At 59.3% G+C, this 19491-nt stretch carries 19 protein-coding genes and 1 tRNA gene; 10 read left to right on the top strand and 10 right to left on the bottom strand.

All coding sequences use genetic code 11. The features are described from left to right. Positions 1–3 precede the first annotated feature (3 nt). Genes rsmA through lptD form a run of 4 tightly spaced genes read right to left on the bottom strand, consistent with a single transcriptional unit; the run spans position 4 to position 5591 of the window. Entirely contained in the window at positions 4–816 is an 813-nt protein-coding gene (rsmA, locus tag G5221_RS18120) for a 16S rRNA (adenine(1518)-N(6)/adenine(1519)-N(6))-dimethyltransferase RsmA (protein WP_005339016.1), read from the bottom strand. Continuing rightward, positions 806–1801: a 4-hydroxythreonine-4-phosphate dehydrogenase PdxA gene (pdxA, locus tag G5221_RS18115; RefSeq protein ID WP_266135379.1), complete on the bottom strand. Its 996-nt coding sequence runs from the start codon at positions 1799–1801 to the stop codon at positions 806–808. Before pdxA ends, rsmA begins: the two co-directional genes overlap by 11 nt. Further along, a complete protein-coding gene (gene surA, locus G5221_RS18110; protein WP_266135378.1) occupies positions 1801–3099 on the bottom strand; it encodes a peptidylprolyl isomerase SurA in 1299 nt (432 codons plus the stop codon). Before surA ends, pdxA begins: the two co-directional genes overlap by 1 nt. A gap of 26 nt (positions 3100–3125) precedes the next feature. Continuing rightward, on the bottom strand, positions 3126–5591 hold the full coding sequence (lptD, locus tag G5221_RS18105; RefSeq protein WP_421263669.1) for an LPS assembly protein LptD: 2466 nt from the start codon (positions 5589–5591) through the stop codon (positions 3126–3128). A gap of 174 nt (positions 5592–5765) precedes the next feature. On the opposite strand from lptD, the gene G5221_RS18100 reads away from it, so the two are divergent. Genes G5221_RS18100 through djlA form a run of 3 tightly spaced genes read left to right on the top strand, consistent with a single transcriptional unit; the run spans position 5766 to position 8294 of the window. Beyond that, a complete protein-coding gene (locus G5221_RS18100) occupies positions 5766–6776 on the top strand; it encodes an aminoglycoside phosphotransferase family protein (protein WP_266135376.1) in 1011 nt (336 codons plus the stop codon). Next, entirely contained in the window at positions 6773–7441 is a 669-nt protein-coding gene (gene murU, locus G5221_RS18095; protein ID WP_266135375.1) for an N-acetylmuramate alpha-1-phosphate uridylyltransferase MurU, read from the top strand. The genes G5221_RS18100 and murU overlap by 4 nt, the downstream gene beginning before the upstream one ends. A gap of 19 nt (positions 7442–7460) precedes the next feature. Next, positions 7461–8294: a co-chaperone DjlA gene (djlA, locus tag G5221_RS18090; protein WP_120414852.1), complete on the top strand. Its 834-nt coding sequence runs from the start codon at positions 7461–7463 to the stop codon at positions 8292–8294. An 81-nt stretch (positions 8295–8375) separates the two neighbouring features. On the opposite strand, the gene G5221_RS18085 is transcribed toward djlA, so the two are convergent. Continuing rightward, positions 8376–9827 carry an aminoacyl-histidine dipeptidase gene (locus G5221_RS18085; protein WP_266135374.1) on the bottom strand — a complete coding sequence of 484 codons (1452 nt, stop codon included), beginning with the start codon at positions 9825–9827 and terminating at the stop codon, positions 8376–8378. Between the two features lie 947 nt (positions 9828–10774). Between G5221_RS18085 and gpt the strand changes: the two genes are divergently transcribed. The 5 genes from gpt (at position 10775) to G5221_RS18060 (ending at position 15671) form a co-directional block, all read left to right on the top strand. Next, positions 10775–11242, top strand: coding sequence for a xanthine phosphoribosyltransferase (gene gpt, locus G5221_RS18080; protein ID WP_005339007.1), 468 nt, complete (start codon positions 10775–10777; stop codon positions 11240–11242). A 172-nt stretch (positions 11243–11414) separates the two neighbouring features. Next, positions 11415–12683 carry an esterase FrsA gene (gene frsA, locus G5221_RS18075; RefSeq protein ID WP_266135373.1) on the top strand — a complete coding sequence of 423 codons (1269 nt, stop codon included), beginning with the start codon at positions 11415–11417 and terminating at the stop codon, positions 12681–12683. Positions 12684–12742: 59 nt separating this feature from the next. Then, positions 12743–13135, top strand: a complete 393-nt coding sequence (gene crl / locus G5221_RS18070; RefSeq protein ID WP_216952944.1) for a sigma factor-binding protein Crl — start codon at positions 12743–12745, stop codon at positions 13133–13135. A gap of 144 nt (positions 13136–13279) precedes the next feature. Then, positions 13280–14383: a glutamate 5-kinase gene (gene proB, locus G5221_RS18065; protein ID WP_042080580.1), complete on the top strand. Its 1104-nt coding sequence runs from the start codon at positions 13280–13282 to the stop codon at positions 14381–14383. Between the two features lie 34 nt (positions 14384–14417). Beyond that, on the top strand, positions 14418–15671 hold the full coding sequence (locus G5221_RS18060; RefSeq protein ID WP_335812859.1) for a glutamate-5-semialdehyde dehydrogenase: 1254 nt from the start codon (positions 14418–14420) through the stop codon (positions 15669–15671). A 96-nt stretch (positions 15672–15767) separates the two neighbouring features. Here the strand turns inward: G5221_RS18060 and G5221_RS18055 are convergent, their stop codons facing one another. Genes G5221_RS18055 through rsgA form a run of 5 tightly spaced genes read right to left on the bottom strand, consistent with a single transcriptional unit; the run spans position 15768 to position 18602 of the window. After that, positions 15768–16157 carry a hypothetical protein gene (locus tag G5221_RS18055; protein WP_005358367.1) on the bottom strand — a complete coding sequence of 130 codons (390 nt, stop codon included), beginning with the start codon at positions 16155–16157 and terminating at the stop codon, positions 15768–15770. A gap of 2 nt (positions 16158–16159) precedes the next feature. After that, on the bottom strand, positions 16160–16411 hold the full coding sequence (locus G5221_RS18050; RefSeq protein WP_005338984.1) for a DUF2960 domain-containing protein: 252 nt from the start codon (positions 16409–16411) through the stop codon (positions 16160–16162). Beyond that, positions 16401–16670 carry a VF530 family DNA-binding protein gene (locus tag G5221_RS18045; RefSeq protein WP_005349372.1) on the bottom strand — a complete coding sequence of 90 codons (270 nt, stop codon included), beginning with the start codon at positions 16668–16670 and terminating at the stop codon, positions 16401–16403. The genes G5221_RS18050 and G5221_RS18045 overlap by 11 nt, the downstream gene beginning before the upstream one ends. Beyond that, positions 16667–17539 carry an archaetidylserine decarboxylase gene (gene asd, locus G5221_RS18040; protein ID WP_162516305.1) on the bottom strand — a complete coding sequence of 291 codons (873 nt, stop codon included), beginning with the start codon at positions 17537–17539 and terminating at the stop codon, positions 16667–16669. The genes G5221_RS18045 and asd overlap by 4 nt, the downstream gene beginning before the upstream one ends. 28 nt (positions 17540–17567) lie before the next feature. Continuing rightward, positions 17568–18602: a small ribosomal subunit biogenesis GTPase RsgA gene (gene rsgA / locus G5221_RS18035; RefSeq protein ID WP_421263668.1), complete on the bottom strand. Its 1035-nt coding sequence runs from the start codon at positions 18600–18602 to the stop codon at positions 17568–17570. A 91-nt stretch (positions 18603–18693) separates the two neighbouring features. Between rsgA and orn the strand changes: the two genes are divergently transcribed. After that, positions 18694–19239: an oligoribonuclease gene (orn, locus tag G5221_RS18030; protein ID WP_236296062.1), complete on the top strand. Its 546-nt coding sequence runs from the start codon at positions 18694–18696 to the stop codon at positions 19237–19239. A gap of 178 nt (positions 19240–19417) precedes the next feature. Next, a tRNA-Gly gene (locus tag G5221_RS18025) sits at positions 19418–19490 on the top strand. Position 19491 lies beyond the last annotated feature (1 nt).

Genomic DNA, 19491 nt, shown 5'->3' with positions numbered 1-19491 from the left:
GGATCAGGCCTGTTGCTGATCCGCCAGCCAGTTGGCGATCATGACAAACTGCTCGAGGGAGAGATTCTCCGGGCGCAGGTTGCCATCGATACCAAGCTCGGTCAGCTGGGCGTCGGTGATGAAGTTGGAGAAGCTGTTGCGGATGGTCTTGCGACGCTGGCCAAAGCCTTCGGTACAGACGCGATTCAGACAACGAATGTCTTTTGCGACTATGGTCGGATTCTTGTGCGGGATCAGGCGAACTACGGCAGAGTCCACTTTCGGCGCCGGTTTGAAGGCGCCCGGGCCCACTTCCAGCACCGGCACCACCTGGCAGTAGTACTGGGTCATTACGCTCAGACGGCCATAAGCCTTGCTGCCCGGGCCGGCGGCCAGACGCAACACCACTTCCTTTTGCAGCATGAAGTGCATGTCTTCAACCCGGTCGGCAAATTCGCACAGGTGGAAGATGAGCGGGGTGGAGATGTTGTAGGGCAGGTTGCCGAAGATGCGCAGCGGCCCCTTGCCTTCACCCATCAGGGTGCCAAAGTCGAAACGCATGGCGTCCGCTTCGATGACGGTCAGCTTGTCTTTGAGTGTCGGGTGCTCGCGCAGGCGAGCTGCCAGGTCCCGGTCAAGCTCGACCACGGTCATCTTGTCCATCTGGGCGGCAACCGGCTCGGTCAGCGCGGCCAGACCCGGACCGATCTCCACCAGATTCTGACCCGGCTGCGGGTTGATGGCGGCGACGATCTGATCGATCACATACCGGTCGTGCAAGAAGTTCTGACCGAAACGCTTACGGGCCGTGTGGCCCATGTGCACCTTACTGCTCATATCTTTTTTTCTCTACCATCTTGATGGCGTGGTTAATCGCGGTGACAAGGCTGCCCGGATCGGCCAGGCCCTTGCCTGCCAGATCCAGCGCGGTGCCGTGATCCACCGAAGTGCGGATGAAGGGAAGCCCCAGGGTGATATTGACCGAACTGCCGAAGCCCTTGTATTTGAGCACAGGCAGCCCCTGGTCGTGGTACATGGCGAGTACCGCATCCGCATCCTTGAGGTATTTCTCCTGGAACAGGGTGTCGGCCGGCAACGGGCCGACCAGATCGATCCCTTCCTGGCGCAGGGTGACCAGGGCGGGTTCGATCACGTCAATCTCTTCACGTCCGAGATGGCCACCTTCCCCGGCGTGGGGGTTGAGGCCGCAGACGTAAATACGGGGTTTGGCGATACCAAACTTGGTGGCGAGATCCTCGTTGAGGATCCGGATCACCTTGCCGAGGCGATCTTCGGTGATGGCCATCGCTACATAGGCCAGCGGAATATGGGTAGTCGCCAGTGCGACCCGCAGCCCCTCGGTTGCCAGCATCATTACCACATCGGCAGTGTTGGATTGTTGGGCAAAGAACTCGGTGTGGCCGCTGAACGAGACCCCGGCCTGGTTGATGATCCCCTTGTGCACCGGCCCGGTCACCACGGCGGCAAATTCGCCGCTCATGTTGCCATCGCAGGCACGCTGCAGGGTCGCTAGCACATAGGCGCCATTGCCTTCGTTCAGCTCGCCCGGCACCACGGGGGCGCCGAGGGTGACCGGACAGACGGTCAGGGTGCCGGCTCGCTGCGGATGAGCAGGGGCGATTGCGTCATAGGGCTCAAGCTCGATGGGCAGCCCCAGCAGGGCCGCTCGCTCGCGCAGCAGCGCCGGATCGGCGATCACCACCAACTGGTGGGGCCAATCCTGCTGGGCAATCTGCAGCACCAGATCCGGGCCGATCCCGGCCGGTTCGCCCGGGGTAACGGCAAGGCGACGGCAGCTCATCAGCTCGCAGATCCTTCGACACGGATGTAAGCCTCATCACGCAGCTCGTCCAACCAGGCCTGGGACTCTTCCACGAAGCGGCGATTGTAGATCAGCTGATAGGCACGCTGTTCCAGAGCCTTGTCAGTGGCATCCTGGCTGCGACGATCTTCCACTTGGACGATGTGCCAGCCGTGGCTGGTGCGGAAGGGGGCGCTGATCTGGCCTGGTTGCAGCCGGTTAACCATGTCGCGAAACTCTGGTACATAGACGTTGGGATCAGACCAGCCCAGTTCGCCACCCTGCACCGCAGAGCCCGGATCTTCGGAATACTTCTCCGCCATGCTGGCGAAGCTTGCCTTGCCGCTCTTGATGTCGTGCAGAATGCCATCCAGCATCCCCTTGGCTTTCTCTTCGCTCAGGATGATGGAGGGCTTGATCAGGATGTGACGGGCCTTCACCTCGGTCTGCATCACTTGCTGCTGACCCTTGGTGTCGAACACCTTGACGATGTGCAGACCGGCGCCGGAGCGCAGCGGGCCTACGATGTCGCCCTTCTTGGTACCCTGTACCGCTTCGGCCATCAGGGTCGGCATCTCTTGCGGGCTCATCCAGCCCCAGTCACCCCCTTCCAGCGCCTTGGGGCCGTTACTCTCGGCAATGGCCAGTTTGCGGAAGTCGGCACCCTGCTTGAGGGCGGCCAGAATGTGCTCGATCTTGCTCTTGGCGGCATCCAGCTGGGCGGCGGTGGGGTTGTCCGGCAGGGCAATCTGGATATGGCCGACGTGGTATTCGTTCTGCTGTTGACCCTGTTTCTTCAGGATCTCCACCACCTGCTTCACCTCCTGCTCGGAGATGTTGATACGGCGGCGCACCTGATTGCGGCGCACCTCGTTCATCAGGATCTCGCGGCGAACCTCTTCCCGATACTGGGCATAGGTCATCCCTTCACGGGCGAGCTGGGCGCGCAGCTGATCCAGGGTCATCTTGTTGTCGGCGGCGATGCCCTGAATAGCCTGTTCCAGCTGGGTATCACTGATCTTCAGCCCCTGGCGATCCGCCAGTTGCAGCTGCAGGCTCTCCTGGATCAGACGGTCGAGTGCCTGTTTGCGCAGAGTGGCATCGTCAGGCAGAGACTGGCCGCTCTCCTGGGCGGAGAGTTTTACCTTGTTGACCAGTGCGTCCTGTTGACTGGACAGCACTACGTCCTTGTTGACCACGGCCAGAACCTTGTCCATCAGCTCGGGCGCAGCCAGTGCGGCCTGGCTCATGGCGCCGAACATTCCCGCGGTCAGCAGGGCAATCAGGGTCTTTTTCATATCCATCTCTCAAGGCTGGACCAGCATCATTGCTGGTCTTTCAGATTAAACGGGCGAACATAGGGCAACAGCTCGGTATCCAGTGTGACACTGCGGCCACCGGTACCCACGCTGCCAAGTCCCTTCATTTCAAACTGCAGACCAATGACTTTTTCCGAAGTGGGCTTCAGGGTGACGTTGTCCGGCTGATTGTGCCACTCCAGGCTCATGTTGATGCTCCAGCAGCAGGAGTCGTATTTGACACCGATCTTGCGGTCAATGTTCACATCCTGCTTGATATCGCGATAGTAACCGCCATACATCTGCCACTGATCGGCGATCGGCGCCATCATCACCAGACCAGCCTGGCTGAGGTCTTCGGCCAGAGCAGGATTGCTCGGGTAGCGATAGTCCCGGTTGCCGTCCTGGATATAGCGGTAGTTGACCTGGGTGGTCAGCTTGCCGGTCCGGTATTCGACTGCACCGTTGCCGGCAGTAAATTCCCCCTCGGAGGTATCGTACTGGGTGCCGGCATGGGCGAACCACTCATCGGTGATCCGGGCATCCCCCTCGAACGAGAGCAGGGAGCGAGCGTTGGTGTTTTCCTGATCGGACGGGTAGAGGCGCACCTTGGGTGGTGTCATCTCGAAGGCCTGGGCTACCGCCAGACGTAACCGCTCATCCCCCACATTGTCATAGACCCGGCTGGTCAGGCCAACGGTGACCCGGTTGGCATCGCTGATGCGGTCGAGACCGGCGTAGCGGCGATCGCTGAACAGGCTGTAGTAGTCCTGACGGGTGGTGGTGGAGTCGTAAATCCCTATTTCGTCCTGATTCTTGTAAGGGATATAGAGGTACTGGAACTCAGGCTCCAGGGTCTGGGTGCCCTTGCCATCATACCAGTCTACCGGACGATCGAAGTTGACGCCCCCCTTGAGGCGGAAGGACGGCAAGGTGCGGGTAATGGTGCCGTCTTTCAGGGTCAGCTGCTGGCTATCTGCGTCTGTAAATTTACTGCGATCCTGGCTAATCAGGTCTTTGGGGATCTCCTGGTTGTAGGAGGTAAACATCAGTTTGTACTGGCTTATAAGGTAGTAACCCGGCGCATCGACCAGGGGGATGGTCAGGGTGGGAGCCAGATGCAGACGGGTAGCGGTATAACGCTCACCGGCCTGCTGGGCAGTGGCGCTGCCGCTGTCATAGCCAAACTTGGTCAGCTCGCTGTTCCAGGCCAGATCGAACCATTTCCCCTGCTGGAAGTAGTTGTAGTTGATGCGTGGCAGCATCTCGTGGGGCAGCAGCGCGTAGGGACTCAGGATCTGATAGCGACGCACCTCGGAGGTGAGGTTCCAGTTCTGCTGGTAGTAACCGGCGGTAAAGGATTGCTGCAACTGGCTGTCGACCTGGGTGCCCACTTGCGGGCTGAAGTCGTTGAAGTAGTTGTAATCCTTGTCCCGTACCTGGGTGTAGTCGATGCCTAAACGCAGGGAGCCATCCATCAGGGTGGATCCGTGACGAATATTCATCAGGTAACGATGACCATCTGAGAGGTACGGAGTCCCTGTCGACGGGTTGGTAAAGCTCGGGTTGCCAGCATCATACTGCTTGTCATCCCTGAGGCTTTCAAAATAGAGGGTACCGGTATGGGCTGGGTCCGGCATGTAGCGAAACTCTACCTGTTCCATCAGGCCGCGTTTGTCCATAAAGCGGGAGGTGATGGTGGCATCGTAGTTGGGGGCAATGTTCCAGTAGAAGGGCTGGGTGATCTCCATGCCGTTGCCGGAACTCTGTTTGTAACCCGGGTAGAGCAGACCTGTCTTCCGTTCATCCTTGATGGGGAAGTTGATATAGGGGAAGTAGAACACCGGGTAGTCATAGAGCCAGAGGCTGGCGTTCCAGGCTTCGCCGAACACCTCTTTCTGGTCGATGTCGATGCTGCCCGCCTTGAGGGTCCACACTTCCTGACCGGGGGGGCAGGTAGTGTACTGGGCTCCCTCCATGGTGATGTTCTGGTTGTTGTTGGTCATCACCACGCGTTTGGCAAAGCCGCGCACCGGTGAGCCATGCACCTGATACTTGCCCTCCTCCAGCTCGGAGTTTTTGGTATCCAGGTTGGATTTGAGGGTCTTGTCGCTGGTGACGGTCACCTGACCGTCGTTGTAATAGATGTTGCCGATGGCGATGACATCCCGGCTCTTCTGATCGAGCTGTGCATAATCGGAGTCAAACTTGCGAACACCCTGACGAACCTTGACGTCGCCTTCATAGACGGCGGTGCCGCCCTGTTTGGCCTCGAGACGGTCAGCATCGACCTCGACCGGCTGCGCGTTGGCATCCTGATCCGATGCAGGCTTCTCTATCTTGGGAACATAGTCATAGCAGAGACTATCGAGAATGCCGGTGGCTGGCGGCGCTTCGAACGGGGCCGCCTGCACCATCATAGGAGTGAGTGCGGGGGCCAGGCTGATAGTCAGGGCGATGGGATAGCGGTACCCCAGTGTCCATTTGGTCATGTGAAAGACTCGTGCAATCCGTGATAGATACGGTTGATCCAAGGCATGCATTTTACGACAGGTTTCATCGAGTTGACATTGCATGTCATTGCTTTATGTTAGCCGGCAATGATAAAGCATTATTGCGGCCAGGGCTAACAGCCAAGTGCTGCTTTCCACCTTGGTCCTCTACTTATGCACGATCGCGATTCCCTGCTATTGCAGTGGGCACGCCGTATTTCCGGTGATGCCAATCTTCAGTTGACCCTCATTTCCGGTGATGCCAGCTTCCGCCGCTACTCTCGTGGTGGTGGTCTGGTTTGGGTGGATGCCAATCCGAAAACCGAAAAAAATCATGAGTTTGTTCGTAACGCGGCCGCCTTGCAGGCGCGTCAGCTGTTGGCGCCAGAGGTCAAGGCGGTGGACTACGAACAGGGTCTGCTGGCGGTGAGTGACCTGGGCGATACTCAGCTGATCAGCTGCCTGAACGAACACAACGTACTGGCCTGGTATGGCAAGGCGATTGATTTGCTGCCCCGCCTAGGGGCGGTTGAACTGGCGCTTGAACCCTTCGATGCGGCATTTATGGCGCGGGAGAACAGCATTTTCCCCGAGTGGCTGCTTGGCCATCATCTGCAACTGAGCCTGAGCCATGAAGAGCAGCAACTGCTGGACGAGACCTTCGCTTGCCTCACTGCCTGCAATCTGGCCCAGCCGCAGGGGGTGATGCATAGAGATTTCCACAGTCGCAACCTGATGGTATGTGGCGGAGATACCCCCGAGAGCAGCCGGCTGGCCATCATCGATTTTCAGGACATGGTGATCGGGCCCCTGAGCTATGACCTGGTCTCCCTGCTCAAAGATTGCTACGTGCGCTGGCCGGATGAGGTGATCGATGAAGGGATGCGCCACGGTTTTGCCACCCTGCAACAGGCGGGGCTGCTTGGTGAACTCGATTATGCCAGTTTCCGCCGTGGTGCCGACCTGACCGGCATGCAGCGCCACCTGAAAGCGGCGGGGATCTTCACCCGGCTCTATCATCGCGACGGCAAGTCCGGTTATCTCAAGGATATTCCCCGCACCCTCGGCTATGTGGTGGATGTCTGTCGCACTCACGGTGGCGCCTATCCGGTACTGGCCCGTTTTGGTCAGTGGCTGGAGCAGGTGGTGTTGCCAGGGATCGCCAACGCTGGAGTGAAACCATGAAAGCGATGATCCTGGCCGCTGGCCGTGGCGAGCGGATGCGCCCGCTGACCGACCTGTTGCCCAAGCCGCTGCTGGCGGTGGGGGGCAAACCGCTCATCGTCCACCATATCGAAAAGTTGAAGTCAGCTGGCGTGACCGAGCTGGTGATCAACCACGCCTGGCTCGGCCACAAGCTGGTCGAGAGCCTTGGTGATGGCAGTGCGCTTGGTGTGACCATCCACTGGTCGGCCGAGGAGAGCGCGCTGGAGACCGCGGGCGGCATCGTGCAGGCGCTGCCACTGCTGGGCTCTGAACCCTTTTTGGTGATCAACGGCGATACCTGGCTCGAGCTCGATTATCGCACTCTGGTCAGCCAGCCCCTTGGCGATGACTTGGCCCACCTCTGGCTGGTGCCCAACCCGCCCCAACACCCGAGCGGGGACTTTGCCCTGCAAGCCGGGCGAGTGATGGATACGCCAGCGTTTACCTTCAGTGGGGTCGGGCTATATGATCCGGCGGCCTTTGCCGGTCTCGCTGGCGGCGCCCGCAAGCTGGCGCCCCTGCTCCGTGACTGGATGGCGCAAGGGCGGGTGGGCGGCAGCCTTCTCGCTGGCGAGTGGCGTGATATCGGCACGGTCGACCGACTGCGCGAGCTGGATGACCAGCTCCAGGCCCGCACTCATTAACTTCAAGAGGTCTTGAACCATGCGTATTTGGGGTAAGGTGCTGGGCGCCTTCTTCGGTTTTCTGCTCGGCAATATTATCGGCGCCCTGATTGGCCTGTGGATAGGCCACCGTTTCGACCGTGGCATGGGGCTGCAGGGGGCGTTTCGTCGCGGCCCGAGTCAGGCGCAGCAAGCCGTCTTCTTCCACGCCACCTTCTCGGTGATGGGCCACATTGCCAAGTCCAGCGGTCAGGTGACCGAGCAGGAGATCCGGGTTGCCTCCAACCTGATGGATCGTATGCGGCTGGCGGGCGAACAGCGTGCCCGGGCGCAGGAGTCGTTTCGTCTCGGTAAGGAGGCTGACTTCCCGCTGCGCGAGACCCTGGCTGAGTTCCGCCGTGCCAGTTTGGGGCAGCGCGACATTCTGCGCTTCTTCCTCGAGGTACAACTGCAGGCTGCCTTTGCCGACGGGCGGGTAGAGGAGGGCGAGCGCGCCATTCTGCACACCATTGCCGACGAGCTGGGCTTCAGCCGCATCGAGTTGGCCCGAATTCTGGCGATGGCCGAAGCGCAGATGAACTTCTTCAATCAGGCTCATGGCCAGTATCAGGGAGGCCATTCCGGTGGCCAGCAGTATCGGCAGGCGGCACCCTCTGCGGATCGCCTCAAGAATGCCTACCAGTTGCTGGGGGTGAGCGAGAGCGACAGCGATCAGGATATCAAGCGCGCCTACCGCAAGGAGATGAGCAAGCATCATCCGGACAAGCTGGCCGCCAAAGGGCTGCCGCCGGAGATGATGGAGATGGCCAAGGAGAAGACCCAGGAGATCCAGCAAGCCTGGGAGTGGATCCGCGAGGCCCGCGGCATCCGTTAAGCGCCAAAATCTGGCTGTAACAGACAATAAAAAGCCCCGCAGCAGTGCGGGGCTTTGTTTTGTTGTTTTATCCGGGCTGGCTTACTTGGCCGGAATCGCTTCCAGCACGTGCACCAGCAGTTGCCAGAAACGTTCGACCGCCGGGATATGTACCTTCTCGTCAGGGGAGTGGGCTCCGCGGATGGTTGGGCCGAAGGAGACCATGTCCCACTCCGGATAGGCGCTCTTGAACAGACCGCACTCGAGACCGGCGTGGATCACCATGACGCTGGGCATGGTACCGAACAAGGTCTGGTAGCTGTTGCGTACCAGCGCCATGACGGGGGAGTCCACGTTCGGCGCCCAACCCGGATAGGCACCGGTGAATTCGCAGCTGGCGCCTGCGAGGGTAAACAGGGAGCGGGTCATCTGCTCGATGCTCTCGCGGCCGGAGTCAATCAGGGAGCGGATCAGGCACTGGACGTACACTTCGCCATCCTGAGTCTTGATGACCCCCAGGTTGGTAGAGGTTTCGGTCACGCCGGGCATGGCATCGCTCATGCGCATCACGCCGTTCGGGCAGGCCATCAGGGCATCCAGCAGGCGCAGTTGCAGGGAGACGCTCATCAGCTTGGCCGGTTTGGCGGCGCTGTTGACCAGTACGGTCAGGTTCGGCTCGGTGGCGGCCAGTTCGGTCTGGTAGATCCCGGTGTAGCGGTCAACCAGCGCCTTGAACTCGTTCACGCTGGCAGCAGGCACCAGCAGGGTGGCACGGGCTTCGCGCGGGATGGCGTTGCGCAGAGTGCCGCCGTGGATCTCGGCCAGACGAACATCCAGCGGCTCGGCTGCTTTGAGCAGACGCACCAGCAGCTTGTTGGCGTTGCCACGGCCGCGATGGATATCGCAACCGGAGTGACCGCCGCGCAGTCCTTTTACGACCAGTTCGAACGCTTCGCCTTCGCTGGCATCAACCAGCTCGAGCGGGAAGCGGATATTGGCATCCACACCGCCAGCGCAGCCCATATAGACCTCGCCATCCTCTTCAGAGTCGGTGTTGAGCAGAATTTCGCCATCCAGCCAGCCGGCTTCCAGACCGAAGGCGCCGGTCATGCCGGTCTCTTCGTCTGTGGTCAGCAGCACTTCCAGCGGACCGTGCTTGATGGTCTTGTCAGCCAGCACAGCCAGGCAACCGGCCATGCCGATGCCGTTGTCGGCACCCAGGGTGGTGCCACGGGCAGTGACCCACTCGCCATCTATATAGGCATCGATGGGATCGGTCGCGAAGTCGTGTTTGGTGTCGGCGTTGGCCTGCGGCACCATGTCGATGTGGGCCTGCAGTACCACGGCTTTGCGGTTTTCCATCCCCGGGGTGGCCGGTTTCTTGATGATGATGTTGCCGACCTTGTCCTGCTTGACCGCCAGACCTTCCCCTTGAGCCCATTGGATGATCCAGGCGCTCAGTTTGGCTTCATGTTTGGAAGGGTGGGGAATGGAGCAGATCTGTTCGAAGAAATGCCAAATCAGTTTGGGAGAGAGAGAGCTAAGCTGTGCCACGTCGGGACTCCTTACCAGCACGGAATTAACAGGGCCCCATCAGCGGGCCGGGGAAGAGGATAACGATAATACAGTCAATCACACAAAAATGTGAGCAATCAGCGCAAATCGCAGGCAGCTTGTGCTGGCTGATGGCAACCAGGCAGTACGATCGTCAGGTTCGGACGACGCTGAACGATAGAAAAGAAAATGTGTGACCGATCTCACAAAAATATTGAATTTAACGCACCGACTGGTAAATTAGCTCCCGTGGTTCGCCACCCGTCAGGATGACGATGAAAGCCTCCAGGGAACCGAAGCAAAGCAAGTGCGCCTCCATGGAACCGAGTGTTCGTTCAAGGATTTGAGCCCGCATAAAGGTACGTAACTTGTTAAGCAATCAGGAGTTTCAATATGCCAGGCAGCAACTCAACCTATTGGTTTGCCCCTTCTTTGTATACCCAGGGTTTCAGCTACCCTAACCCCTTCGTCACTCGTCGCTAAGACGAGCTGCCCAACCAGGCAGAGGCGAGAAAGCAGCAGGTGCGTGAGGTAAATCCTCCCCCCTGCTATTTTTTTATCTGCGATTTGCCGCACAGCCCATTTGGACTCGGCAGCAGGGACGGCAGGTTAGTCGTTTGGCGCTCGAGATGGGCCGAATGGAGAGGGTGATGCCGATTTTTCCTGTTTTTGGCATACGTTTGCCAGGCATTTTCTCTGCAAACGGTGCTATCATATCGGCCCAACAGCCTGTCCGCGGTTTGGACACATCATCTAACCGATCGCCGGATAAGCCCATCTTGCTTCCATTGTTATCAGATTTGCTGCCGAGGCTTAGCCCTGAGGCAGCCGAAGTGCAATCTGAATTCAGTCGGGCAAGGGCCGCCATTTACTGGCATCCGCAGGGATAATTGCGGATGTTGTTATTTTAAGTGATTGTTTTTAAATAACTATTCGAGATCGATAACATGCCGAAAAAGTTCTATGTGTCGTGGGACAACCTGCAACGTGAAGCTCGCCGTCTGGCCCGTCGTCAGCTGCCTGTCAGCCAGTGGAAAGGTATCATCGCAGTCAGCCGTGGTGGCCTGGTGCCCGCAGCCCTGATGGCCCGTGAACTTGGCATTCGTAATGTGGAAACCCTCTGCATCTCCAGCTATGACCATGACAGCCAGCGAGAGCTGGTGGTCGTGAAGGCTGCCACCACCGCTGGTGACGGCGAAGGCTGGCTGGTGGTGGAAGATCTGGTCGACACCGGCACTACCGCCAAGGCGATCCGCGAGCTCTACCCGAAAGCCAAGTTCATCGCGATTTTCGCCAAGCCGATGGGCGAAGCGCTGCTGGACGATTTCGAAGTGGCGATCCCGCAGGATACCTGGATCGAACAGCCGTGGGATATGGCACTGGAGTTCGCCACACCGATCTGCGACGAAAAGTAACGGGAGCGGGATGTGACGCTCACTGCGTCCATTGGTCGCGACCGGCAATAATGGTTTCACAGGGCTCCAATTTGGAGCCCTGTTTTTTTGTGTATCAATCTGTTGCAGGGTGGCTGATGGGCAGTAAAAGTGGTTAAGATGAGCTATTGCCTGATATGAATGGGACACTATCTTGGACTTGAACGAAGACCTAAACCTGACCGAAAAGCTGTTTACCCGGGTCAAGAAGGTGCTGGAAACTTCCGAGATCTCCAACTCCAGCCCGGCGGACATTGCCGAAGCAGAGTCAGACGAGATGTTTATCGACGGCTCCATGTCAAAGAGCTGGTATCGCCTGCTGCGCCGCCCCTCCTGGGCCTGGCAGGGGGCCGACCCGGTCGAGGTTGAGCAGACTCTGGCCCGCATCGCCATGGCGACCGGTGAACGCACCCATGACTGCTATCTCGATACCATCAAGGGCTATGTGCCTGGCAACTGGATCTATGAGTGGAGCCAGGTGGCTGGTAACTACTTCAAGCTTGGGCGCGAACTGCGTGAGCAGGGGGATGCAGCTGGCGCCTTGAAACAGCTGCTCAAGGCGGTGCGCTACTACTCCATCGCCAGCTATCCCCATCTCAAGGATGATGAACTGGCGGATCAGGCCCAGCTGCTTGGCAATATGGCCTATCGCGAGGCGGGCCGGTTGTTCAAGGTGCCGCTCAAAGAGATCCAGGTGCCCTTTCGCGGCAAGCATATTCAGGGTTATCTCCACCTGCCGACCACCGACAAACCGGTGCCTCTGGTGATCATCAGCGGGGGGATCGACTCTCTGCAGCTCGATTTCCTCAACTTCTATCTCAAGCGACTCGAGCCCAACGGCATCGGTATGCTCTCCCTCGACATGCCGGGCATCGGGTATGCCGAGCATTGGCCATTGGTACAGGATACCAGCCGCCTTCATCAGGCTGTGCTGCACTATCTCTCCGAAGTGGCCTGGGTCGATCATCAGCGTATCGCTATGGTCGGTATGCGATTGGCAGGCAATGTGGCGGCACGTCTGGCCTTTATCGAGCCATTCAAGCTCAAAACCGTGGTCTGTGTCGGGGCCGGGGTCAATCAGGTGTTTACCAATCAGGAGTTGTTTGCCAAGTGCCCGCGCATGATGCGGGACAGCCTGGCCAACCGGTTGGGCGCTGATGCGGCTCATTGGGATACCATGCGTACCAAGTGTCAGGTATTTTCACTGAAAACGCAGGGATTACTGGGGACTCGCACCTCTGTGCCGATATTGAGTATTGGACACAAGCGAGATTTTATTTGTCCCGAGCAGGATGTACGGGCATTGGCGGCGGCCAGTCGTAACGGCAAGGCCATCGTCTTCGACAAGCAGCCCTTGCTTGAGGTGTATGACAAGGCGCTGGACGAAATCGTCGAGTGGCTGAAACAGCATCTATGTATCTGATGCGCTGAAGGACTGACGCCATCCCGAGGTGGCGCGGCTTGTTTAACAGGGAGGTTAACATGTCTGAAAGAGTGACCTACAAGCGACTGCTGAGACAGTTTGCTGCCATTGGCCCCTATTTGCGTGAGGATCTCTGTGAAGAGGGGCGTTACCGTTTCGACAGTCTTTCCGTTTGTGTCAGTGCCAAACCGGCGCCAGACAAGCGGGAGTTCTGGGGTTGGTGGCTGGTGCTGGAGCAGGAGGATCATCTGTTCCGCTACCATTACCAGTTCGGATTGTACAATGCCGATGGCGAGTGGCTCGACAAGCCGATCCCCAAGAAGCACCAGGTCGAGGTGGAACGGACCCTCAACCGTTTCTACAAATTGATCAGTGACAAACTGGCCTCGCTCGAGTGTCAGCTAGTGCCTGCCGAACAGGTGACCAACGAGTTGAGTGTAACGGCTGCCTGAGCCTCTGATGCCCTGCGAGAGGTTGTGACGAGCTCGCAGGGAGACTCTTGCCCCATCCTTTCATCACCCTTTATGGAATTGCCTTGCAGGGCTCCATGGCCGTGGGTATAAAGATATTCCTTACTTTTTAGCCTTTATGCTCCCATGGAAAACAGAACCATAGTCGTCAAGTTGGGCACCAGCGTGCTCACAGGGGGGTCTTCCCAGCTCAATCGTGCCCATATGGTCGAGCTGGTCAGACAGTGTGCGGCCTTGCACCGTCACGGCCATCGGGTCGTGGTCGTCACATCAGGAGCTATCGCCGCCGGGCGTGAACATCTGGGCCACCCGCCACTGGCGCCAACCCTGCCCAACAAGCAGATGCTGGCGGCGGTTGGTCAGACCCAGCTTATTCGGGTATGGCAAGATCTGTTCAACCTCTACGGTCTGCATATCGGCCAGATGCTGCTGACCCGCGCCGATCTGGAAGATCGGGAGCGCTACCTCAACGCCCGCGACACCATGCGCACCCTGCTCGATCACCGCATTATTCCGGTGATCAACGAAAACGATGCGGTGGCGACCGCCGAGATCAAGGTCGGCGACAACGACAACCTCTCCGCACGGGCCGCCATTCTGGCGGATGCGGATCTGCTGATCCTGCTGACAGACCAGAAGGGGCTGTTTACCGCCGATCCGCGTACCAATCCCGATGCCCAGCTCATTGAAGAGGTGCAGACCATCGACGATACCCTGCGCTCGTTGGCGGGTGACAGTGTCAGCGGCCTTGGCACCGGCGGCATGGCTACCAAGTTGCAGGCCGCCGATGTGGCGCGTCGAGCTGGTGTCAACGTGGTGATCGCGACCGGCCAGATGCCGGAGGTGATTGGCCGTCTTGCCAAGGGTGAGCGGATTGGCACCCTGTTCCCGGCGCTGGCGTCCCCGCTAGAAGGGCGCAAGAGCTGGATCCTGGCAGGCCCGCCCCCTCACGGCGAAGTCCATGTGGATCAGGGGGCTGTCGCCGCCATGAAGGATAAAGGCTCCAGCCTGCTGCCCAAGGGGATTGTCGCGGTCAAGGGCGATTTCATTCGGGGCGATGTGGTGCGCATTCTTGATCCCAAAGGCGCCGAGTTGGCGCGTGGCATCTGCCGTTACGACCATCTGGAGCTGGAGAAGTTGCGTGGCGTCCACTCGGATCAGATTGAGCAGGTACTGGGCTATGGATATGGTTCAGTAGCCATCCATCGAGACGATATGGTGCTGCTCTAATCAGGGCGGCACAGCATGAACAAAGGGAACCGAGATGAGTCTGGAGAAAATGGGGCAGGCGGCCCGTGAAGCCGCCTATCAGCTGGCTACCATCAGCACGGCGCAGAAGAATCGGGCGCTGGCCGCCATTGCCGATGAGCTTGAGGCGCGCAGTGAACAGATCCTTGCTGCCAACGACAAGGATATTGCGGCTGGTCGTGAGGCGGGCTTGTCAGAGGCGATGCTGGATCGCCTGCTGCTCAATCCGGCCCGGCTGGCCGGGATTGTGGCGGATGTGCGCAAGGTGATCACGCTGGACGATCCGGTCGGCGCCGAAATGGATAGCCGGGTGCTGGAAAATGGCCTGCGACTCTCCCGTCGTCGGGTGCCCATTGGGGTTATCGGTGTCATCTACGAGGCGCGCCCCAACGTCACCATCGATATCGCCAGCCTCTGCCTCAAGACTGGCAACGCCAGCATATTGCGTGGCGGGCGCGAGACTTTCCACTCCAATCTGGAACTGGTGCGGGTGATCCAGCATGCCTTGGCGGCCTCCGGTCTGCCCGAAGCGGCGGTGCAGTACATCGACAACCCGGATCGGGCGCTGGTCGGCGAGTTGCTGCGCCTCGACCGTTATGTGGACATGATCATTCCCCGCGGTGGTGCCGGCTTGCACAAGATGTGCAAGGAGAACAGCTCGATTCCGGTCATCATCGGCGGTTTCGGCATCAGCCACATCTTCGTCGACGAGAGCGCCGATCTGGTGCGCTCTCTGGCGGTTATCGACAACGCCAAGGTGCAACGCCCCTCCGCCTGCAATGCCCTCGATACCCTGCTGGTGCACGAGAAGGTGGCTGCCACCTTCCTGCCGCAGCTGGTGACGCTGATGAACGAGCGCAAGGTGACGCTGGTGGCTGCGCCCAACGCCATGGCGCTGCTGGCGGGTGCCGACAACCTGTGCGAGGCAGGGCCGGAGGATTTCGATACCGAGTGGCTCGGGCTGACCCTGGGGGTCAAGCTAGTGGCAGACGTCAACGAAGCGCTGGCCCATATGCGCGAGCACAACGCCGGCCACTCCGATGCCATCCTGACCAACGATCTGGCCAACGCCGAGCGTTTCGTCAATGGCGCCGGTTCGGCGGCTGTCTATGTCAACGCCTCCACCCGTTTCACCGATGGTGGCCAGTTTGGTCTGGGCGCTGAAGTGGCGGTGTCGACCCAGATGCTGCATGCCCGTGGCCCCATGGGGTTGACCGAGCTCACCAGCTACAAGTGGGTGGGACAGGCCGATTACCTCAGCCGTGCCTGATAACAGGCTGTTGCAAAAACAAAAATGCCGACCACAGGGTCGGCATTTTTTTCGCGGGTATCGTGCCGATACCACGCAGTGCGCTATCGCACGGGGTTATTCCCCGTGATAGAGCGCCTTGTCACCGTGCTTGAGCACATAACCCTTCCAGATAAAGAGGGTGTAGCCGCTGCCCTGCCACGACCAGTTGCCCTCCGCACCTTGACGGGTCAGCAGGTGCTGCTCGCCGCTTGGCAGATGCAATTCGGCCTGCGTCTGGTCGGCATTGAACATCACGAAGGCGCTGCTGGTCTGGCTGGCATCGGTTGGATTGAGCCGGATACCTTCATCAAACAGGCGCACACATTTGCCAGTCAGCGCTGACCACTGATAGCCCGCACTGCCGATACAGCCGTGGCTGTCGCGATCGCTGCCCACCAGATGTTGTTCCGGTGTACTGCATGCCGCCAGCAGCAGAGAGGCGGCCATCAGGGTCAAGGTGCGCATGGTTACTCCTGAAGATCCCGTTCGATGACGATGTTGGAGAATCCCAACTCTTTGAAGTAGTTCTCCTGGTAATCCTTCACGCTTTTCTTGTCACGGCGACAAACCTGAGCCAGCTGGGCCTCCATGGCGTGAAAACTGGTGAGGTCCAGCCCTTCGGCAGCGGCGATGGCGTCGTAGATGCTGCGGAACTTGTCGTTCGCGTAGCCGATCTCTTTGGCCTGTTTTTTATAGGTGTACGTAATCTTAAAGGCCATCTTGCCCTTCCTTCTTCGATTTGGCTTGCTTGCGCTGGACGTAGAGGTAGAGGCTTTCGACCTTCTCCCGAGCCCAGGGGGTCTTGCGCAAGAACTTCAGGCTGGACTTGATGCTGGGATTATCGGTGAAGCAGCGGATATTGATCTGCTGCCCCAGCTCTTCCCAGCCGTAGTGTTCGACCAGCGCGGTGACGATGGCTTCCAGTGTCAGCCCGTGCAGCGGGTTGTTCTTCTGCGAGGCGTTCGGTTGCTCGCTCATGCCTGCTCCGCCAGCTTGGCAAAGGGCTGACCCATGCGGGTAGTGACCCCGTTGGCCAGATGGGGTTCGAAACCGGCCAGCATGCCCGGGCCAAACAGGCAGACCACGGTGCTGCCCAGCTTGAACAGGCCCATCTCGGCGCCTTTTTGCAGGGTAATGGCCTCGTCGCCGCTGTAGTCCCAGCGCACCACCTTCTTCTCTTTGGTCGGCGCAATGTTGCCGGCCCAGATGGTCTCGATGCTGGCCACGATAGTGGCACCGACCAGCACCAGCGCCATCGGGCCGTGCGGAGTGCGGAAGGTGGCGACCACCCGCTCGTTGCGGGCAAACAGGTTGGGCACGTTCTCGGCGGTGAGCGGGTTGACGGAGAAGAGATCCCCCGGCACGAACACCATGCTCTCCAGCACACCGTCCAGCGGCATGTGGATGCGGTGATAATCCTTGGGCGCCAGATAGATGGTGGCAAAGTCGCCATCTTTGAACGGCGCCACCAGATCTTCATAGCCGCCCAGCAGTTCGCGGGCGCTGTAGTCGTGGCCCTTGGCCTGGATGATGCGACCCTGCTGGATCGGACCGAGCTGGCTGACGGTGCCATCCACCGGCAGCGCCAGAGTCATGGCATCCTCTACCACGGGGCGGATACCGGGCTTGAGCTCGCGGGTGAAGAACTCGTTGAAGCTCTTGTAGTGGGCCGGGCTCTCGTGCAGCGCCTCGCTCATGTCGACCTGGTACTGCTTGATAAAAGCCTCGATCACCTTGGTGGTGATGTTGCCCGCTTCGGCGGCGGCAAACTTGCCGATCAGACGGGAGAGGGCGTGCTTGGGCAGACAGTATTGACCGGCAATTTTCAGGTTGTCAGTAATGCTCATGTTCATCATCAACGTAGGTTTATGAGGGTCACAGGCGCGCTTGCTGGCGACCGTGACGGGCTTCCTGCATGGTTTCCAGGATGCGGTGATAGTTGTGGAAGCGATCGGCGCTGATGGCGCCCGCCTCGACCGCGGCGCGCAGGGCACAGCCGGGATCGTCCTTGTGGGTACAGTCGCGGAACTTGCAGCCACCCAGGTAGTCGCGGAATTCGACGAAGCACCAGGTGATGCGGTCGGCTTCCAGATGCCAGAGGGCGAACTCGCGGATCCCGGGGGAGTCGATGAGATCGCCACCGCTCGGGAAGTGGTAGAGCCGCGCCGTGGTGGTGGTGTGCTGGCCGAGCCCCGAGTTTTCGGAGATCTCGCCGGTCAGTACATCCAGTCCCGGCATCAGGGCGTTGGTGAGCGACGACTTGCCCACCCCGGACTGGCCGACGAAGATGCTGATCTTGTCGGTCAGGGCTGCCTTGAGTTCATCCAGCCCTTCGCCGCTCTCGCAGCTCACCAGCAGCACCTCGTAATTGAGTTTGCGGTAGGTTTCGAGCTGGCTTTCGATGCGCGCTCTGGCGGCATCATCGAGCATATCGACCTTGTTCAGCACGATGAGGGGGCGGATCTCCACATCCTCGGCGGCCACCAGATAGCGGTCGACGATGTTGGTGGAGAACTCGGGCATCACCGCCGAGACGATGATGATCTGGTCGATGTTGGCGGCGATAGGTTTGACCCCGTCGTAGAAGTCCGGCCGGGTCAGTACCGAGTGGCGCGGATGCACCGCCTCGATGACGCCCGCTGTCGCGGCATTGAGGCCGGGACGCCACACCACCTTGTCGCCACACACCAGACTGCTGATGCTGCTGCGCCGCAGGTTGCTGCGGTGGATGGTGCCATCGACCGCTTCCACGTCTGCGTGCTGACCAAAACGACTGATCACCACCCCTTCGATGGCGGGGCCAAACAGGGTGTCATCCACCACTGTGGTGTGCTCTTTTTGCAGCCGCCGTTCGCGGTTGGCCTGGACGCGCCTTTGTTGACCCAGATTGAGTTTTGCTTTCTTTGCCACTCGATTCGCCAGTTTATGAACAGATCCAAAGCCAGTATGATACATGCAAATTGGCAAAATTCCGCCATTCCTCCCAATAGAGAGAGCAATCATGACAGTCAGCGCGCAGAACCTGGTATGGATCGACATGGAGATGACGGGTCTCGACCCCGAAGAGAACGTGGTACTGGAGATTGCCACCATCGTCACCGACAAGGATCTGAACGTACTGGCCGAAGGGCCGGTCATCGCCATTCATCAGAGTGATGAAGAGCTGGCCAAGATGGACGACTGGAACGTCAACACCCATACCAAGAGCGGTCTGGTGGCCCGGGTCAAGGCGAGCCAGCACGACGAAGCGAAAGCCGTTGCCGAGACCCTCGCGTTCATTCGCCAGTGGGTGCCGGAGCGCACCAGCCCGCTGTGCGGCAACAGCATCGGTCAGGATCGCCGCTTCATGGTCAAGCACATGGCCGAGCTGGAAGCCTTCTTCCACTACCGCAATGTCGACGTCAGCACCATCAAGGAGCTGGTACGCCGCTGGCAGCCGGAACTGCTGGATCAGTTCAAGAAGAGCGGCACCCACCAGGCGCTGGACGATATCCGCGAATCCATCGCCGAGCTGCAGTTCTATCGCAGCCACGTCTTCAAGATCTGATTCCCCGGCAAGGGTTTGTCATGTGCTGGCTGCTAAAATCGACAGTTCGGCCAGCTTTTGAGCGAACGCGCGCAACCAGACAAAAAAGCCCTTGCAATTGGAATGACTGCTCTTATAATTCGGCTCCCGTACAGTAGCGCAAGCAACCAAATGCTGTACGGCCTGTTTTAAGGTAGTTGCGGGAATAGCTCAGTTGGTAGAGCACGACCTTGCCAAGGTCGGGGTCGCGAGTTCGAGTCTCGTTTCCCGCTC

Source organism: Aeromonas sp. 602200 (assembly GCF_049173895.1).
In the GTDB taxonomy this organism is placed as follows: domain Bacteria; phylum Pseudomonadota; class Gammaproteobacteria; order Enterobacterales; family Aeromonadaceae; genus Aeromonas; species Aeromonas veronii_A.
This window is presented reverse-complemented; position numbering and strand designations above follow the sequence as displayed.

Coding starts and splice junctions, on each gene's coding strand:
- proB (WP_042080580.1), top strand. CDS start 13,280: ATGGAAAACAGAACCATAGTCGTCAAGTTGGGCACCAGCGTGCTCACA.
- murU (WP_266135375.1), top strand. CDS start 6,773: ATGAAAGCGATGATCCTGGCCGCTGGCCGTGGCGAGCGGATGCGCCCG.
- djlA (WP_120414852.1), top strand. CDS start 7,461: ATGCGTATTTGGGGTAAGGTGCTGGGCGCCTTCTTCGGTTTTCTGCTC.
- G5221_RS18045 (WP_005349372.1), bottom strand. CDS start 16,670: ATGAGCGAGCAACCGAACGCCTCGCAGAAGAACAACCCGCTGCACGGG.
- gpt (WP_005339007.1), top strand. CDS start 10,775: ATGCCGAAAAAGTTCTATGTGTCGTGGGACAACCTGCAACGTGAAGCT.
- asd (WP_162516305.1), bottom strand. CDS start 17,539: ATGAGCATTACTGACAACCTGAAAATTGCCGGTCAATACTGTCTGCCC.
- crl (WP_216952944.1), top strand. CDS start 12,743: ATGTCTGAAAGAGTGACCTACAAGCGACTGCTGAGACAGTTTGCTGCC.
- rsmA (WP_005339016.1), bottom strand. CDS start 816: ATGAGCAGTAAGGTGCACATGGGCCACACGGCCCGTAAGCGTTTCGGT.
- orn (WP_236296062.1), top strand. CDS start 18,694: ATGACAGTCAGCGCGCAGAACCTGGTATGGATCGACATGGAGATGACG.
- G5221_RS18100 (WP_266135376.1), top strand. CDS start 5,766: ATGCACGATCGCGATTCCCTGCTATTGCAGTGGGCACGCCGTATTTCC.
- G5221_RS18050 (WP_005338984.1), bottom strand. CDS start 16,411: ATGGCCTTTAAGATTACGTACACCTATAAAAAACAGGCCAAAGAGATC.
- G5221_RS18060 (WP_335812859.1), top strand. CDS start 14,418: ATGAGTCTGGAGAAAATGGGGCAGGCGGCCCGTGAAGCCGCCTATCAG.
- lptD (WP_421263669.1), bottom strand. CDS start 5,591: ATGACCAAATGGACACTGGGGTACCGCTATCCCATCGCCCTGACTATC.
- surA (WP_266135378.1), bottom strand. CDS start 3,099: ATGAAAAAGACCCTGATTGCCCTGCTGACCGCGGGAATGTTCGGCGCC.
- G5221_RS18055 (WP_005358367.1), bottom strand. CDS start 16,157: ATGCGCACCTTGACCCTGATGGCCGCCTCTCTGCTGCTGGCGGCATGC.
- pdxA (WP_266135379.1), bottom strand. CDS start 1,801: ATGAGCTGCCGTCGCCTTGCCGTTACCCCGGGCGAACCGGCCGGGATC.